Raw genomic sequence first — 16769 nt, forward strand, 5'->3', positions numbered from 1 at the left:
GCATACCCCCTTCATCATGCATGCGCGAAACGCGGTGAATTACATCAACCTGGAAACCGTGGATCTGGGCCAGTCGCCGACGCTCTGGCAACGCGACACCTATCCCGAAAGCTTCCATTCCAAGATCTACACCTGCCATGATGGCATCCGCAGTGATCTCCTGCGCCCCAACCCGGAGGCTTCGGTGATGCTGGACCGGTTGGGCCGCGCCGTCACCCGCGACGATGAGATTTTCACCTATATGGCCCGCAACATGGAGCCCACGCGCGGCTTTCACACCTTCATGCGCGCGCTGCCCCATATTCTGGATGCCCGCCCCAACGCCCGCGCGCTGATCATCGGCGGCAACGAGGCCTCCTATGGCAAGAAAAGCGAGGCCGAGGGCGGCTATCGCGCCCAGATGGAACGCGAGGTGGGCACCTCCGTGGATTGGGCCCGCGTGCATTTCCTGGGCCGGGTGCCCTATGCCGATTACCAGAGGATCATTCAGGTCAGCCGCTGTCACATCTACCTGACGGTGCCGTTTGTGCTGTCCTGGTCATTGCTGGAGGCGATGTCGATGGGGGCCACCATCGTAGCCTCGGACGTGGCCCCGGTGCGCGAGGCGATGGCGCATGGCAAAACCGGATTGCTGGTCGATTTCTTTGATCCGCAGGCGTTGGCGGCCCAGGTGGCCGAGGTTCTGGCCGCGCCTGAGGATTATGCCCATCTGGGCCAGGCCGCACGCGCCCATATCGTCGAAAACTACGACTTCCTGACACGCTGTCTGGCTGTGCATATCGCCCGCATCAATGCGCTGGCCCCGCAGGCGCGCCCGATTCCCCTGCCTCAGGAGGGCTGAAGCGTCAGTTGCCAATCCTGCCGGCCGTATTGGCCAGACCGAAAAGCCCGCCAACCAGGCTAAAGACCGTCTGCACGGAATTGATCGGGCTTTCGGTGGCCAGCACCAGATCGCCGGACTGAATGCGGAAATTGCGGGCCGAGAAAAGCCCGTCCGACGTGGTCAGATCCAGTGTGAATACCACGCGTTCCTGTCGCGGCCCCCGTTCGCCCGCCCTGAGCGCGGAGGCGGGATATTCACGCAGGATCAGAATACCTTCGGGATCGGCGCGGCTCGAGCTTACGCCGCCGATAATCGCCATCGCATCGAGCGCGGTCACGATATCCTGTGGGAACGGGTGCTGATCCTGGCGGCCCGCGGCCCCGAGCGACAGGAAATAGCGCCGGTCGTCCTCGACGATCACCCGATCGCCCCCGGCCAGCCTGGTGTCGAGATTGGGCTCGGAATAAAGCCGGGCGATCGAGGTGCCAAAGAGATTGCCCTGACGCATCAGGCGGATCTGCGGATTGTTCAGATCCGTGCGCACACCGCCGCCTTCCGAGATCAGGCCGAGCACGGTATAGGCCCGGTCGGGCATCGGATAGGATCCGGGAGAAGCCACACCGCCGACCAGATCGACCGAATTTCCCCGTCCCGCCGCCATCGAAAGCTGCACCTGCGCGGATGGGACGATTACCTCAAGCTCACGCTGCAAACGGGCCCGCGCGGCCTGCGGCGACATGCCGGCGACACGGGTATCGCCGATATAGGGCATGAAAATCGTGCCGCTGGCGCTGACGCGCATTTCCTCAAGCCCCACGACCCGCTGTTCGGGTGCGGTCAGCAGGGAATTTTCGTTGCTGTCCCAGATCGAGATCGAAACCATGTCTCCCGGCGCGATGACCTGGCTGCGCGACCCGGTGCTGGTGGTAATCCAGTTCAGATCAGGCTCGCCGGTGACCGGCCATTCGGCCAGGGTCGGCAAAAAGGCGCGGGTGACGGGGTAGACAGCGAAATCAGCCTCGGCATTATCGGCCCCGCTGAGAATTTCGCGCTCCATTCCGGCACCGCGCGGCAGGGCACAAGCCGCTAGAAGCAGAAACAGACCCAAAAAACCGCTCACCCGCGCAAATCGTGCCATCGTGTCCATACGCTCGCTGTATATTGAAGATTTGCCCTGTTTCGACGCAAAATACGGCACGCGCCCAGAGGGTCAATGATTTCGGTGCAGAAAGGGCGTTTTATGCGAGTTTTAGTTCTGGGGGCCACAGGTCGGATCGGGCGCATGATGCAGTGGGCCTGGGCGGATGTGAACAGGGTTTCTCCACTTTGGCAAAGCCGCGAAGATCCCGGCCGTGCTGGCTGGATCGGCTGCGATATCCTGCACGATCCCGAGGGGCTGAAGGCCGCTTGCGCGCGCGCCGATGTGATTCTGACGCTGGCCGGTGTCACGCCGGCCCTGGGGGCCGATTTAGGCCAGAACGGCGCGCTGGCGCTGGCGGCACAGCGGGCCGCCGGCGGCCGCCCGCATCTGCTGGCTTCCTCCGCGGCGGTCTATGGGCGCGCAGGCGGACCCTGCCGGGAAAGCGATGCCGTGCAGCCTGTCGCCCCCTACGGGATCGCGAAACGGGCCATGGAACAGGCGGTGCTGGCGACGGGCGGCCCGGTGACCTGCCTGAGGATCGGCAATGTCGCGGGGGCCGATCAGATATTGGGCCGGGCAGGGCAGGGGGAGGCGCTGACGCTTGACCGCTTCGCCGATGGCCGTACACCAAGACGCAGCTATATCGGCCCGGCCACGCTTGCGCGGGTTCTTGCCGATCTGGCGATCGCCGCGGGGCAGGGCAGGGCGCCGCCCGCGATCCTCAACGTCGCCGCCCCCGGCACGGTCGAAATGGGCGCGCTTCTGGATATGGCGGGCTGCCCCTGGACCCCGCGCCCCGCGCCGCCCGAGGCAATTGCCGAGGTGGCTCTGGACATCAGCGCCCTCAGCCGCTTTACCCGGTTGGATCCCGCAAGCGGCACCGCCGCCGCCCTCGTGGCCGAATGGCGGGCCTATGAGCAGGCGGCACGCACCCCGACATGACCTGGCGCAAGCGCATCTTCGATCTCTTTTTCGCCAGCCTTCTGGTGATCATCCTGGGTCCCATCATCCTGTGGTTGATCTGGGTGATCTGGCGGCGCGAGGGCAGGCCGGTTTTCTATGCCGCCGAGCGCATGAAGACACCGACCGAGAGCTTTCGGCTCTGGAAGTTTCGCACCATGAGTGTGGTGGAGGATGACAGCGGCGTTTCGGGGGCCGACAAGGCGGCGCGGGTCACGCCAACGGGGGCCTGGCTCCGCCGCCGCAGGCTCGATGAGTTTCCGCAATTGTGGAACATCCTCAAGGGTGACCTCAGTTTTGTCGGCCCGCGCCCGCCCCTGCGCGAATATGTCGAGAGGTTCCCCGATCTCTATGCGCGGGTGCTGCAAAGCCGCCCCGGCGTCACCGGACTGGCCACCATCGCCTTTCACAAGCATGAGGAACGGCTGCTCGCGCACTGCAAAACGGCCGAGGAAACCGATGCCGTCTATTGCCGGGCCTGCATCCCGCGCAAGGCCCGGCTCGACCTCATCTATCAGCGCCATCAAAGCACCTGTTACGATTTCGATCTGGTGTTCCAGACCATCGGCAATCTGTTTCGCAGACGGCGTGACTGAAACCCACCGACGGGCCGCTGCCCCAGGTGGACAGGGGCAACGCCTGACGATAATGCTGACACCGATTGAAGCCCAAGACGGAGACCCGGTGCCGCCTGAGCCAGCGCGGCGGGGTGCCAATGCAAGGATATCCTGTGTTCAACCGCATTCGCGGCCTGTTTGCCCGCTATGCAGACCGGCACCTGATCTTTGATGCCCCAAGTATGCGTTTACAGGACGCAGAGGATCGTTTTCTGGGCAATGTCGATCGAGTTTCGTTGGTCGGAAACCGGATCAGGCTGGAAGGGTGGTGTATTGCCAGCCAGCTGCGCCTGATCTGGCGCGGCGGACAGGCGGCGCAGCGGCCGCATCTGATCCGTGACGATGTTGCCGCCGCCCTGGATATCGACCCCGAGGTTGGCTTCGCGGTAGAGGCTCCGGCCGGTGCCGGTCCGTATCAACTGGTGTTGGATATGGGCCCCGCCGAGGTCATATATCCGTTCGAAGAACCCGCCGGCCCGGCGCTTTACCGGGCGCGGCAGCGACTGAAATGGCGCTTTGCACGGGATCTGCTACGGATCGCGCCCGCGGCATGGCGCTGGCACCGGACCGGTGATCCCGCCTATCGGGCGCAGATCAAGATCCGGTTGGGGCTGGATGCGGTCCCGCAGGCCGGGACGATGGATGTGCGGTTGTTTCAGCGGGACGGGCAGGAGCAGAGGCTGCCGCAGGATCTGGCGATCACCATCGTTTTGCCGGTCTATAATGCGTTTGAGCTGCTGCCCGAGGCACTGGACCGGGTCGAGCGTCATACCGATCTGCCCTGGCATCTGATCCTGATCGAGGACAGTTCGACCGACCGGGCCGTGCGCCCGTTCCTGCGCGATTGGGCGGCTTGCCGGCAGGATCGGGTCACCCTGCTGGAAAACGACCGGAATCTCGGCTTTATCGGTAGCGTGAACAAGGGCCTGGAAAAGGCTCTGAACCGGGGAAATCATGTCGTCCTGCTCAATTCGGACGCTCTTGTCCCGCAGGCCTGGGCCAGCCGTCTGATCCGGCCGATCCTGTCCCATGACCATGTTGCCAGCGTCACGCCGATGTCGAATGACGCGGAGATCTTCACGGTGCCCGAGATATGCCGCCGCACCATGCTGGAACCGGGGCAGGGCGATGCGATCGATGCGGTGGCGCGGCGGATCTCTCCTGAGGCTCCGCTGCCCGAAGTGCCCACCGGCGTCGGCTTTTGCATGGCTCTGAACAGCGCCTATCTGCGCAAACTGCCGACGCTCGACGAAAGCTTTGGACGCGGTTATGGCGAAGAGGTCGACTGGTGCCAGAAGGCGCGCACGCTTGGTGGTCGTCACCTGGGGCTTCCGGGTCTGTTTGTGGAACATCGCGGTGGCGAAAGCTTCGGGTCCGAGGAAAAACGCGCCCTGGTTCTGAAGAACAACCGGATCATCACCGGGCGCTATCCGTCCTATGATCGCGAAGTTCAGGATTTCATCCAATCCGACCCTTTGGTTACGGCCCGGGTGGCGCTGGCCATCGCGCATCTGGCCGCCCGCGCCTCGGGCCCGGTACCCGTCTACATGGCCCATTCCCTGGGCGGCGGGGCCGAGAACCACCTGCAGGCCACGATTGATGCCCGGCTGGCCCGGGAACAGAGCGCGATCGTGCTGCGGGTCGGTGGTACAGAGCGCTTCCAGGTCGAGATCCGAACCCCCGAGGGGGAGGTGTCGGGCATGACCGACAGCCTGGATTTCCTGCAAGAGCTGCTGGCCCCGATAGAGGCCCTGCGGGTCGTTTATTCCTGCGGTGTCGGGGATCCGGATCCGGCCGGGCTGCCCGATATTTTGCTGGCGCTGCGCCGGGACGGATCAGAGGACGGGCTGGAGGTTCTGTTTCACGACTTCTTTCCGATCTCGCCCTCTTATTGCCTGCTGGACAAGGACGGGGTCTATCGCGGCGCGGTGACGCGCGACCGGGCGGATCCGGCACATTCGGTGCGGCGCACTGACGGCACCCATGTGGGTCTGGCCGCCTGGCAGGAGGCCTGGGGCCGGGTGCTGGCGGCGGCCGACCAGGTCAGTGTTTTTTCCCGTGATAGCCATGATCAGGTGCTGGCCGCCTATCCCGATCTTTCTGACAGGATTGTCCTGACCCCGCATAACCTGCTGGAAAAGGTGCCGCCGCTGGCCGTGCCCGAGATCGACAAGACCGTGATCGGGGTGCTCGGCAATATTGGCTATCAAAAGGGCGCGGCTGTGCTGAGCGATCTGACGCGCCGGATACAGGATCGTCCGGATCTGGCGCTGGTCTTGCTTGGCAATCTCGACCCGAATTACAGCCTGCCCGCCTCTGTGCCGATACACGGCAATTACCGGATCGGGGATATCGGCCGCCTGGTGCAGCACTATGGCATTACCTGCTGGCTGATCCCGTCGATCTGGCCCGAGACGTTTTCCTACACCACGCATGAATGTCTTGCGACCGGGCTGCCGGTCTATGCCTTCGATATCGGCGCACAGGGCGGGGCCGTTGCCCGGGCACCGAACGGCCATCCCATTCCTTTTGCGCCGGATGGGGATTTGGTTCACAACATATTGGAAAAGATAGAGTGCGCAGGCGAGGTCCGCGATGAGTAACATATCTGTCCCCTATGCGCGCCTGACCGAAGCAGGGATCGAGGTTCTCCCGCGCGGCGGGCCCTGCATGTCCTTGCCGAAAAATGCCAGGATTGAGGCTCCATCGAGCCTGAAATGGACGCAATACGAGCATTCCCTGCATCTGGGCGCGTTTTCCTATCAGGTCTCGGGCTACTGTTTTGCGGCCCGGATCGGGCGCTATTGTTCGTTTGGTGAAAACGTCCAGATCGGGCGCCAGGACCATCCGATGACCTGGGCTTCGACCAGCCCGGCCTTTTACCTCGGTGACCGGCTGTTTCAGCTTGGCGGCGGGTTCGAGGGGGCCGAGAGCTACCATGAGTACAAATTCGAGTATCAAGGCCCGCCGACGCGCGCGAAAATCACCCATATCGGCAATGATGTCTGGATCGGCCACGGAGCCTATATTGCCGCCGGGGTCACCATTGGCGATGGCGCGGTCATTGCCGCGCATGCGGTGGTGGCAAAAGACGTGCCGCCCTTTGCGGTGGTGGCCGGCAATCCCGCGGTGATCAAGAAAATGCGCCTGCCCGTCGATCTGATCACCCCGGTATTACGGTCGAAATGGTGGCGCTTTGCGCCCTGGCAGCTCCAGCATCTGGACCCGTCGGACCCGGCCCGCTTTGCCGCCTCTGTCATCCAGATGCGCGACGTGCCGGAATTCAAGCCCGATGTTTTCATTGCGACGGCAGATGCCTGATGGGGCCGATCGTTTTTCTGCATATTCCCAAGACGGCGGGGCAGACCATTCACAGCGAACTCACCCGGCTTGTCGGGCCGGACCGGGTATCGCCGGTTCGGGTCCACACCGAAGCTCCGGACGGGGCCGCGCAATTTCCGCCCGGGTATGATCTCTATTCCGGTCATCTGGACTGGGATGCGTTGGAAACCCTGTCTGACGACCGCTTCGTTTTCAGTGTGTTCCGCAACCCCTGTGAACGCATTGCCTCATTCTATTTCTATCTTCTCAAAAAGGCACAGACCCTGTCGGAGGAAGAGCTGCAACGGCCCGAACACCAGGGCATGCGCCGCATTCGCGGCCAGTCTGCAGATTCCTATTTCTTTGGTGGTGACCCGGGCTGGCAGCAGTTCGTTCATGATCATTATGACAATGTCTATTGCACCTATTTGGCGACCCGCAGAATGCGCGGCTGGACGCAGATGCGGGATCTCGATACCGCTGCGCGTGTCGCGGCGGCCAAGGCCAATCTGCCGATGGTCGATCGGATCTACTCGACCCAGAATCTCGGGGCGCTCGAGAGGGATATCGCGGCGCGGTTCGATAGGCAGATTTCAGTCGTCAATAAATTCGTCAACAAGGGCGGCCATGCCGATGACGAGCTGCGCTGGCCCAAGCTTTTGGAACGTATCGAAAGCGATGCCAATTCGCGCCGTCTGGAAGAGTTTGCGGTTGCAGATGAGGAATTGATCTCTGACCTGGGAATGAAGCTTTAGCGACTCATTTGAGCGGGAGAGCCCCCAGGAGCACGGCCCCTGCTGACGGCCCTGGAGCCTTCAGTAATTGAGAATGTCGCGATGATAGCGCCGCAGGAACAGTAGCCCGAACATCAGCAAGGCCAGGCTGAGCGCAAAGACATAAAGTGGCGAGACATAAGAGGCCTCATAGCTCACATAAAAGGCCGCCCGCATTTCTCCGGTCACGTGGATCAGCGGATTATACCACAGATAGGACCGGTACGGCTCGGGGGTGTTGTCATACATAAAGATCACCCCGGACACGATGATCAGTGGGCGTGTAACGATGTTCCAGACCTGTTGCCAGACCGGGAACATGGAGGTCAGGAAGCAATTCATGGTTCCGATTCCAAGCGACAGCGCGGTCACCATTGCATAAGCCAGGGCTATTCTGTCCAACTCCAGCGTGGTTCTGGTCTCGAACAGGGCGAGAAGGCCTGCCAGAACAATATAGCCGACCAGAAGCTGCGTCAGCGTGTTGAGGATGAACCGGCCCAACAGGGCATCAATATAGGTGATGCTGGGATAGGCCAGAAGTTGCTTGGAGAAATTGAGCGCCTGGGCAAGCTTGTTGACCACGGTCAAAAAAAAGAAGAACGGCAGGATACCCGTCGCATAGAAAATCGCAAAGCTCGTTCCGATCGGCGGAGATCGAAATCCGACGGAAAAAACCGCAGCCAAAACAGCAATACCCGCGACAGGCTGCAAAATCTCCCAGATATATCCGCCAGGTGAGCGCCCATAGGTTGTATTCATCTCGCGCAGCATTAGCGCGGCCACAGCCCGCATTGCTGCAAAACGGCGTTTTGGTTGAACGGGTTTAAGCGCGTTAGTATCTGGAGTGCTGGATAAGGATACCATAATACTCTTATAACGGCGTGCTGGAAAATTGTCCGCTCCTTATGGGGCAGAGCGTCAGGATGCACAAATTGTTTCACAAGGCGTACTGATAACATGTCTACCCCTCAGGTATCCAAACCGGCCCCCGGTCCCAAACACGCCAGCCCGGTTCAGATCGCCAAACCGATCCCCGCACAGTCGCCGACCGCCAGTGTCGCGCGGGTCAAGCGCCGGCACTGGGCGCTGGTGGCATCATTTGTCATCATGGTTCTGATGCCAATCGGGGTTTCAGCCGCCTATTTGTGGAACCGGGCCGCCGATCAGTATATTTCCCGCGTCGGATTTTCGGTGCGCACCGAAGAGGTCAGTTCCGCAATCGAGATGTTGGGCGGGATTGCCAACCTGTCCGGGGCAAGTTCTACGGATACTGATATTCTGTATCAGTTTTTACAGAGCCAGGAGCTTGTGCGTCGTATCGATAATCAGTTGGATCTGCGCGGCATCTGGTCCCGCGTTGATCCTGAACAGGACCCCTATTTTGCCTTCCGGCCTCCGGGCACGATTGAAGACCTGGTCGAGCACTGGGGCAGGAAGGTGCGTATCTATTACGATGGGGGCACTGGCCTGATTGACCTGGATGTGCTGGCCTTCGACCCCGAGGATGCCCGTGCCATCGCCCAGGCGATCTTCGAGGAAAGCAGTGCGATGATCAATCAGCTCTCGGCCATCGCGCGCGAAGACGCGATCAGCTACGCACGCGATGAACTGGAGCAGGCGCAGACCCGCTTGACCGAGGCGCGCGTGGCGCTGGCCGAATGGCGCAATGAAAATCAGACCGTTGACCCCGCCGCAGATACGCAAGGTCAGATGGGGCTGGTGACCAATTTGCAGGCACAGCTTGCCGAAGCCCTGATCGAATTTGACATCCTGCGCGACACCACCCGCGAAAACGATCCGCGCATCACCCAGGCCGAACGCCGGATTGCGGTGATCGAAGAACGGATTGTCGCCGAACGCGCAGTTTTGGGGACCAACGGTTCGACCGGCGTCGCTTTTGCCGATCTCGTCGGAGAATATGAGCGGCTGGTCGTGGACCAGGAATTCGCGGAACAGGCCTATACGGCCGCGCTGGCCGCCTTTGACGCGGCCCGGAATGAGGCGCGGCGGCAAAGCCGCTATCTGGCGGCTCATGTCCGACCCACCCTGGCCGAGGCCTCGGAATATCCCAACCGCCCCACCATACTGATCACGATTTCACTTCTGCTGTTTCTGATATGGTCTGTCCTGGCGCTGGTCGCCTACAGCCTGCGTGATCGTCGCTAAAGGCGGATCCGATGATCGAGTTTCGAAGCCTGCGAAAGGAATTCGTGCTGCGCGGTCGGCGCAAGGTTGTCATCGACAACCTGAGCATGCGCGTGCCAAGCAATATCTCGGTCGCTCTTCTGGGCCGCAACGGCGCGGGAAAATCGACATTGCTGCAAATGATTGCCGGAACAATGGATCCGACATCGGGGGAAATTCTGTCCACGGGGACGATTTCCTGGCCGGTGGGGTTTGCCGGGACGTTTCATCCTGACCTGACAGGATTTCAGAACACGAAATTCATTGCCCGGATCTACGGGGTCGACACCGAGGAACTCGCCGCCTTTGTCGAGGATTTTGCCGATCTCGGTCAAAGTTTTCACATGCCGTTCCGCAGCTATTCTTCGGGCATGCGTTCCAAGCTTTCGTTTGGCGTCTCCATGGGTATTCCATTCGATACCTATCTCGTCGACGAAGTGACCTCGGTCGGGGATGCATCCTTCAAGGATAAAAGCAGGGATCTGTTTCTGGAGCGCATGGCCAATGCGGGATCCTTCGTGGTGACCCATAACATGGGGCAGGTCCGTCAATTATGCGATGTGGGGATCGTTCTTGAAAACGGCAGGGCCGTGTTTCATGACGATCTCGAAGAGGCTATCACCCATCACAGCAGGAACATGACCGGTGGAGCATAGGAACGACCTCCACATGGCCCCGCCTCAAACCATGCAGCTTGGCCACGGGCAACACGCTCTGTTCCTGCCCGCCGAGGGCCCGGAACAGACACGCATTCTGGCCTTTCATGGCGGCGGCGGGGTTGGCGGATCGCCGGAGATGCTGGTTCCATTTTCGCAGGTTTTGGCGCGGCAGGGCACCCTATCCATTGCGATTGCCAGTTACCGGGTTCTGGACCGGGACCAGGCCAACCTTTCAGACAGTCTGGAGGATGCCGACCGCGCCCTGGCCTGGTGTCGTGCGGACATGCCCGACACAGCGCAGCTTTTCCTGCTCGGGGCATCATTTGGTGGTTTGCTGGCCCTTGATGCGGCTTTACGGTCCCCGGACCTCCCTGCCGGGTTCATTCTACTCAATCCGGTGACAGATATAGCGGCAGGTGGTTTTGCCAATCGTGTGATTCCACAACAGGGCCGGGCCGACCTTTCTCCCATGCAGCGCTGCGTCGGGCACGATCTTCTTGGCACCGCCCGCTGCCTGATCGCGCATGGTGATCGCGATGATGTCGTGCCGATTGAAGCCTCGCGACGATTTGCCCGGATCTGGCCCCGGGGGCGTTGTGAAATGCATGAATATACCGGTGCCGGGCACGGGTTTTTCAATCATCCCCGTCACAGCGGTCCCGTTGCCGCACAGATATGTGCATTCCTTGATGCGGGCCGGGCGGGGTGATCGGGGAACACTGGCCTACGACCAGATCCCTCGCGCCAGATGGTGGAGCCTGAAAGTCCACCATCCTTCTGCCCGGTCGAACAGGTTGTCGATACGGCCCTGCCCGACAGGGCCCGCTACAATTACGTCAACATGTCCAGCCAGAGCGAAGCTCAGGAGAAGCTATCCCTTTGCCCCCTGTCCGCGGGCATAGACATCCTCATAGCGGATGATGTCATCCTCTCCCAGATAGGAGCCGGTCTGCACCTCGATCAGAACCATATCCATCTTGCCGGGGTTTTCCATCCGGTGCATCGCCCCCAGAGGAACATAAATGGATTGGTTCTCGGCCAGCAGCTTGACCTCGTCATTGATCGTCACCCGGGCGGTGCCTTCCACAACGATCCAGTGCTCGGCCCGGTGGTGATGGCTCTGCAGGCTGAGCGCGGCCCCCGGTTTCACAACGATGCGTTTCACCTGGAACCGATCGGCCAGGACCAGCGTTTCGAAATGCCCCCAGGGGCGGTAGTCGATGGGCAGAAACTCGGCTTGTGCGGACCCTTTCGCTTTCAGGGCCCTGACCGCCAGCTTCACATCCTGCGCCCGGGTTTTATCCGCCACCAGAACCGCATCGGACATCGCAATGACAATCAAATCCTCCAGCCCCAGGCCGACCAGCTCCTGATCCGCGCTTTCCGAGCGCAGCAGACTGTTGCGGCAGTCAATTGCGGTGACCGGCCCGGAACAGGCCATGCCGTCGGCATCGGGGGCGCTTTGTTCATGTACCGCAGACCAGCTGCCCAGATCGGACCAGCCACCGGAGAAGGGCACCGCGCTCAGATTTTCGGCCCGTTCCATGACGGCATAGTCGATCGAAATATCCGTGACTTCTTCCCAGGCACCGGGATCGAGACGCAGGAACCCCAGATCGCTGGCGGCGTTGGCAACCGAGGCCCGGACCGGGCCCACCAGATCCGGCGCATATCGGTCGAATGCGGCAATGATATCCTTGGCGGAAAACAGGAAAATACCCGAGTTCCACAGATACCCGCCATCCTGCAACATGGCCTGCGCCGCCGCCGTGTCGGGCTTTTCGACAAAGCCAAGCAACGCCGCCGCCGCGCCGGAACCATCGGGCACCGCGGCCAGCTGCAAATAGCCATAGCCTGTTTCAGGCCGGTCGGGCGTAATGCCGAAGGTCACCAGGTCGCCGCGCTCTTCGACCGCCTGCACGCCCCTGGCCACCGCCGCGCGGAAGGCTTCGGAGTCGGGCAGCACATGGTCAGACGGCGCAATCAGTAAAATGGCCTCCGGGTCGGTTGCGGCCACATGCAGGGCCGCCGCCAGAACGGCCGGTGCTGTATTGCGCCCCTCGGGCTCGATCAACACGGCCCCCGGATTGATTCCGATGGCCTGCAACTGCTCGACCACGATGAACCTGAAATCGGAATGGGTCAGGATCAGCGGATCGGAGAAGCTGACATTTGCATCACTCACCATCCGTTCTGCACAGGCCTGAAACAGCGATTTCTCTTCCAACAGGGGCACAAATTGTTTTGGATAGCTCTTTCGGGACAATGGCCATAGCCGTGTTCCCACGCCTCCGCACAGCACAACAGGAACAATGTTTTTCATCTTATGATCTCCACACTGAACCCGGCGTGAATTCAAAACCTTCTCTCATCGCCAGTATTTTGGATGAATGTGAGTTTCAATTGTATATTTTTTTCGTACCGAATTATGGCGCTCCCATGGGCCGGCGAGATCCCAGACCTTTCGGCACAAATACGCGGCATCCGGACCTGGAGGCGCAAGATTTGATGACATGGCAATCAACTACCGGGCCGGATACATATCTCTGATACGGACCGGTCCACGAAGGCACTGAACCCCGAGATGATTTTGATCCCAAACGACTCGGCGCGTTGGCAACTCAGGCAGCAGCGCCCAAAGCTCAATGATCCATCCGATATTCTTGAGCAGTGTAAGCGGGTCAAGACCCTCAGACATCTCGCCAAAAGCCGGGTCTGCGATCTGTCGTCAGAGCAGAAGGTCCTTGTCGATGACCTTATTCCATCCCCCATAACTCTGCCGAATGTCGAGCGGTTCGCGGACACCCGGATCAACCGGCTTTATATCCCGCATCCACATGCGCGCCGCCATCTGACCTGCGACACGTTTCAGGATGTGTTCCTTGTCTACCATGACGGCCGGTTTTGCATCTTCAAGGAGGGTGCGATCGACATCAGATCGACGGCCGTGCCGGGGCAGGGGGCCATGCGAGCGATCGCCAGGGGGCAGTATTCCAGCCTGGGGTCAGGGGCGTTTTGCGGGGATCACTGGTTACCCGGCAACCCCGCGCATTTCATCTCGGATCAACTGACACGGGCCCTGATTTTGCGGGATCGGGTGGGGATGTCTTCAGATCAGATTTACCTGCCGGAAACTCACGCAACCGTCTGCAATTTCCTGCGCCAGCAAATCGACCCCGCATTCAGAACCCTGGAGCCGGACCGGGTCCACTTTTTCCCGGAGCTGAAATTGCTGTCCAGCTCCCGCTTTGACAAATCACCGGGTCATCCGTTCTGGTTTCTCGATCCCGACATCCTCGCGATTGTCAGCGCGGGTGCCCAACGAAATTTCCGCGCCGACCCGGCCGAGGGCTCAAAGATCTACCTCAGCCGTACCGATACCACGCGCCGCAGAATGCTGAACGAGCCTGAATTGATCAGGCGTCTGCAAGCCCTTGGGGTAAAGCCTGTTCTGATGTCCCAACTCTCCGGCCCGGATCAGCTTGGCGCGATCTATAACGCCGATATGATCATTGCCCCGCATGGCGGCGCGCTTTTGAACCTGATTGCCGCCCGAAAGGGGACGCGGGTGATCGAGCTCTTTACCCCCGAACGCGGCACCCTGGCCTTTGCCGGGATCGCACTGGCCCTGGGGCTGAAGTATGATTTCCAGTTCGGACAGCCGGAGAACACGACCGAGAAACACGACCTGCCCTGGCGCGCCGATATCGAGGCCATATGCGCCATGATCGCCAAGACATGATGCCGGTTTGGCAGGCTATTTTCAGCATCAATCGGTCATGGAAATCTATTTTATTAACATAATTTAGATTATGAGTATCTTTGCGCGGGTCGATGATGGTCGGTTATCGCCGCGAAACGGTCCAATCCCGGACCCCGTGCAACAAGGGATCAGCCGGTGGGACCGCCTGCTGGACCCGACGCGCACCGGCATGCGATGGACCAGTTCTTTGCCGAGGATATCGCCGTGATGGAGCGGCTGACATTTCGCTGACCCCTGTCGGGTCCTGAAACGTTCCGTTTTCCAATACCCTCAGTCAGACAAAAAAACGGCCCCAATGGAGGCCGTTTCCTGTCGCTCTTTGCAGATACGATATCAGGGGGCAGTGGTCGTCGTCGTCGTGCCGGAAGCGCCATCCCCGATCAGGACCACGGCCAGCAGCAGGCCAGCACCGGCAGCAAGAGTACCACCGCCACCGGCAACACCACCAAGGATTGCGGTCGTTTCAGCCGCACCGCCGGGCAACCAGCCAAGCGCACGGGCTTCTTCTTGCTGAGCGGCCGTCAACAAGCACTCAGCAGTGGCCAGATTCACCTGGCCACCAAGCTGATTGCACTGATCCACGGACAGCGCACTTGCGGCTCCGGAAAAAAGGATTGCTGCTGTGGTAACAGCAAAAAAGGTTTTCGAGAGCTTCATTGGGCCGATCTCCAATACTATTTCATCCCTCAATTTATCACGGGCTTGGGGGCGGTTCAACAAAGGAGCGCGCATCTGGGTCAAAAATCGCTGGAGTGCTAATTATTCACGCGCTCCAGGTCGATATAGCCCAGATCGGGGCCCGCCCATTGCCGGGATTGCCAGATCGTGCCGCCCCTGCCCTGCCAATAGGTATTTTCAAAAATCGGTTCATCGCGATCCTGCGCACGGCAGATTTCGCGGTAGCGCTGCGTGTCATAGGCACGGCCCAGAACATCGACGGTTTCGCGGCCCTCAGGCTGTAACCGGCAATAAAGCCGGCGCGTCTCGATCTGGTCCAGACCGTCGAGCCCGCGAAAGAGCCGCGAATATTCCGCCGGGCCGCCCTCTGACAGCGCGCGTTGCAGCGGCGCGGTTTCCAGGCTGTGCAGATCGGGTCCAAACCCGCGGGTGTTGCGCAGAAGCCCGCCTGCGGTGGTGATCGTATTGCCATCAAGGCTGCGCCAGACGATCGCGTCGCGCGGGGTCTGGAATTCCAGCAGCCCCACCGAGATGCCGACCGCATCCAGACGCGCGACCAGCACCGGTCGGGTGATGCCCGCTTCTCTGAGCGATGCGCGGGTCGCGGTGAACTGCGGCGGGGTCGCGCCCCGGCCCCGGTTGAACAGCCCGCTACTGATCTGGCGCACCGCCGAAAGCGCCGGGTTGTCTGCGGTTCCGCCACCGCCGAGGTCGCCGACGGTCGCGCAGGAGGCCAGCACCAGAAAGGCCAGCAGGGCCAGTTGCTTTTTCATCGCCACACCCGCGCCCATTGATCGTCGATATTGCCCAGATGGCCTTCGCGCACCCGGTCATAGAGCCGGTCGGGCACATTGACCCGGGCCCCGCCATCGCGCGTGATCGGGCGGATCGTAGTGCCAACACTGCTCTGGCTTGGTTGCCCGGTGAACCAGGAGACCGGGATCGAAAAACGGATACCCTTGTCGAAGGAGCCTTCGCCGAATTCAGCCGCTGAAACATCGGTCAGCGTCATGAAGGCCCCCACGCTCCAGCCATTGCGGAACTCGCGGTCGACGGCGATGGTCGCGCCCCAATCGCCCGCCAGGTAACGCCCGGCATCGACCTGCAGCTGGTAGCCGCCTTCCATGTCGTAATAGGCCGAGACAAAACCGGTGACGGTATCGTAATCCCGGAACCCGAACCCCATGTCATAATCGCGCTGCATGACGTAATTGACCTCGGCCCCAAGCGCCAGGCGGCTGGTCACCGGGCGCCACAGGATCTCGGCCGAGACACCGCCATACATGCGCTCCAGATAACCCACGGTCACCCGGCCATAGAAATCGTTGCCCAGAGATCGGGCATGGCTGAGGGTCAGCGTCTCGATCACCACGCCATCTTGTTGTTCGTAATTGGCGAAACTGGTGCGCACCGGCGGCAGTTGCGAGGCCGAATTGCGCGCCTGGTCCAGATTGCCCGCCAGCCGGGTGGTCAGCGCCCCATCGACCCGCCAGCCGGGACGGAATTCATAAGACGCCCTGAGTCGCAGCCCCAGGTCGATCAGGATCGGATTGTCGGGATCAAAGAAACTGGTCCGCGTATAGGGGCGCAGCGACCAGTCGAATTGCGGGTAAAGCCCCTCGACCAGATCGGCCTCGCGCGTTGGCGTGGCGGCGGTGAGGCCCACCAGGGTCTGCAGCGCCTCGGCGGCGTCGGGCTGCTGTTCCAGCGCCTCAAGGTCCGAGCGGCGGACGGTCAGGGTCGACACTGCCAGCCCGTCATCCATCAGCGTGATGCGGAAGGTTTCGACCGAAGGCGGCAACACCTCGGCCATGACCCGGGCCGATCGGCCCAAAGCCTGCGCAACGGCG

Annotated in this window: 17 protein-coding genes; 10 read left to right on the forward strand and 7 right to left on the reverse strand. The window is 61.2% G+C overall.

Annotated elements, in window-relative coordinates; translation table 11 throughout:
• A partial coding sequence (locus tag Q1V43_RS12075; protein ID WP_300518233.1) for a glycosyltransferase occupies positions 1-841 on the forward strand: 841 nt, incomplete at its 5' end.
• A gap of 4 nt (positions 842-845) precedes the next feature.
• Here Q1V43_RS12075 and Q1V43_RS12080 read toward each other — a convergent pair.
• Positions 846-1880, reverse strand: coding sequence for a polysaccharide biosynthesis/export family protein (locus Q1V43_RS12080; RefSeq protein ID WP_366146219.1), 1035 nt, complete (start codon positions 1878-1880; stop codon positions 846-848).
• Between the two features lie 183 nt (positions 1881-2063).
• On the opposite strand from Q1V43_RS12080, the gene Q1V43_RS12085 reads away from it, so the two are divergent.
• The 5 genes from Q1V43_RS12085 (at position 2064) to Q1V43_RS12105 (ending at position 7617) form a co-directional block, all read left to right on the forward strand.
• Positions 2064-2906: an NAD(P)-dependent oxidoreductase gene (locus Q1V43_RS12085; RefSeq protein ID WP_300518237.1), complete on the forward strand. Its 843-nt coding sequence runs from the start codon at positions 2064-2066 to the stop codon at positions 2904-2906.
• Positions 2903-3520, forward strand: a complete 618-nt coding sequence (locus Q1V43_RS12090; RefSeq protein WP_300518239.1) for a sugar transferase — start codon at positions 2903-2905, stop codon at positions 3518-3520. Before Q1V43_RS12085 ends, Q1V43_RS12090 begins: the two co-directional genes overlap by 4 nt.
• A gap of 119 nt (positions 3521-3639) precedes the next feature.
• The gene (locus Q1V43_RS12095; RefSeq protein WP_300518242.1) at positions 3640-6144 is read left to right on the forward strand and encodes a glycosyltransferase; all 2505 of its coding nucleotides are present in this window, start codon (positions 3640-3642) and stop codon (positions 6142-6144) included.
• Entirely contained in the window at positions 6137-6862 is a 726-nt protein-coding gene (locus tag Q1V43_RS12100) for a CatB-related O-acetyltransferase (protein WP_300518246.1), read from the forward strand. Before Q1V43_RS12095 ends, Q1V43_RS12100 begins: the two co-directional genes overlap by 8 nt.
• On the forward strand, positions 6862-7617 hold the full coding sequence (locus tag Q1V43_RS12105; RefSeq protein WP_300518249.1) for a sulfotransferase family 2 domain-containing protein: 756 nt from the start codon (positions 6862-6864) through the stop codon (positions 7615-7617). The genes Q1V43_RS12100 and Q1V43_RS12105 overlap by 1 nt, the downstream gene beginning before the upstream one ends.
• A 60-nt stretch (positions 7618-7677) precedes the next feature.
• Here Q1V43_RS12105 and Q1V43_RS12110 read toward each other — a convergent pair whose 3' ends face one another.
• Positions 7678-8499 (reverse strand): ABC transporter permease, encoded by an 822-nt coding sequence (locus Q1V43_RS12110; RefSeq protein ID WP_300518252.1) that lies wholly within the window; start codon positions 8497-8499, stop codon positions 7678-7680.
• Positions 8500-8592: 93 nt separating this feature from the next.
• Between Q1V43_RS12110 and Q1V43_RS12115 the strand changes: the two genes are divergently transcribed.
• From Q1V43_RS12115 to Q1V43_RS12125, 3 genes are read left to right on the forward strand one after another with little or no spacing between them, the layout of a single operon-like run.
• Positions 8593-9801, forward strand: a complete 1209-nt coding sequence (locus tag Q1V43_RS12115) for a capsule biosynthesis protein (RefSeq protein ID WP_300518255.1) — start codon at positions 8593-8595, stop codon at positions 9799-9801.
• 11 nt (positions 9802-9812) lie between these two features.
• Complete coding sequence (locus tag Q1V43_RS12120) at positions 9813-10475, forward strand: ABC transporter ATP-binding protein (RefSeq protein ID WP_300518257.1); 663 nt, start codon at positions 9813-9815, stop codon at positions 10473-10475.
• A gap of 31 nt (positions 10476-10506) precedes the next feature.
• Complete coding sequence (locus tag Q1V43_RS12125; protein WP_300518275.1) at positions 10507-11187, forward strand: alpha/beta hydrolase; 681 nt, start codon at positions 10507-10509, stop codon at positions 11185-11187.
• A 162-nt stretch (positions 11188-11349) separates the two neighbouring features.
• Here the strand turns inward: Q1V43_RS12125 and Q1V43_RS12130 are convergent, their stop codons facing one another.
• Both Q1V43_RS12130 and Q1V43_RS12135 read right to left on the reverse strand, forming a co-directional pair.
• Positions 11350-12801, reverse strand: coding sequence for a mannose-1-phosphate guanylyltransferase/mannose-6-phosphate isomerase (locus tag Q1V43_RS12130; RefSeq protein ID WP_300518259.1), 1452 nt, complete (start codon positions 12799-12801; stop codon positions 11350-11352).
• A 405-nt stretch (positions 12802-13206) separates the two neighbouring features.
• Positions 13207-13371 (reverse strand): hypothetical protein, encoded by a 165-nt coding sequence (locus tag Q1V43_RS12135; protein ID WP_300518261.1) that lies wholly within the window; start codon positions 13369-13371, stop codon positions 13207-13209.
• Between the two features lie 72 nt (positions 13372-13443).
• Here Q1V43_RS12135 and Q1V43_RS12140 point away from each other — a divergent pair, with 72 nt between their 5' ends.
• Positions 13444-14220 (forward strand): glycosyltransferase family 61 protein, encoded by a 777-nt coding sequence (locus Q1V43_RS12140; RefSeq protein WP_300518263.1) that lies wholly within the window; start codon positions 13444-13446, stop codon positions 14218-14220.
• A gap of 354 nt (positions 14221-14574) precedes the next feature.
• Here Q1V43_RS12140 and Q1V43_RS12145 read toward each other — a convergent pair whose 3' ends face one another.
• From Q1V43_RS12145 to Q1V43_RS12155, 3 genes are all read right to left on the reverse strand, one after another.
• Positions 14575-14898: a hypothetical protein gene (locus tag Q1V43_RS12145; RefSeq protein ID WP_300518266.1), complete on the reverse strand. Its 324-nt coding sequence runs from the start codon at positions 14896-14898 to the stop codon at positions 14575-14577.
• A gap of 98 nt (positions 14899-14996) precedes the next feature.
• Entirely contained in the window at positions 14997-15692 is a 696-nt protein-coding gene (locus Q1V43_RS12150; RefSeq protein ID WP_300518269.1) for a YjbF family lipoprotein, read from the reverse strand.
• Positions 15689-16769 (reverse strand): YjbH domain-containing protein (locus tag Q1V43_RS12155; protein ID WP_300518272.1); only part of this gene is annotated, 1081 nt, incomplete at its 5' end. The genes Q1V43_RS12150 and Q1V43_RS12155, both read right to left, overlap by 4 nt.

This window comes from Aliiroseovarius sp. (assembly GCF_030148435.1).
Lineage (GTDB): Bacteria > Pseudomonadota > Alphaproteobacteria > Rhodobacterales > Rhodobacteraceae > JASBTN01.